Origin of the sequence: Pseudoalteromonas sp. SIMBA_162, assembly GCF_046535955.1 — a bacterium.
Classification (GTDB): Bacteria; Pseudomonadota; Gammaproteobacteria; order Enterobacterales; family Alteromonadaceae; genus Pseudoalteromonas; species Pseudoalteromonas marina.
The window spans coordinates 1-267 of the sequence record NZ_JAWJBQ010000486.1; the positions used below are offsets into that span (position 1 = coordinate 1).

1 pseudogene is annotated in these 267 nt (G+C 62.5%); it reads right to left on the reverse strand.

Going from position 1 to position 267, the window contains the following annotated elements:
• Positions 1 to 267 (reverse strand): annotated as a pseudogene (locus R0J88_RS20610) (DNA mismatch repair protein MutS); the annotation flags it as partial.

Here is a 267-nt window from a genome sequence, read left to right on the forward strand (position 1 = left end):
GGTCATCCAGCAGGTGCTCATACAGCAGTTTCTCGCGCGTCAGTGACTTGGACTTGGCGGACAGCGCCTTGTCCTCGAACTCCTTGAGCTCGGGTATGATGAAGCGCTCGGCATTCTTGAGGGTCTGGCGACGGATGTATTCCGGCGGGGCCTCGGCCGATTGCGAGCGCGGCAGCTCGATGAAGTAGCCATGCACGCGGTTGTAGCCGACCTTGAGGTTGCTCAGGCCGGTGCGCTCGCGCTCGCGGGTCTCGAGTGCGACCAGAT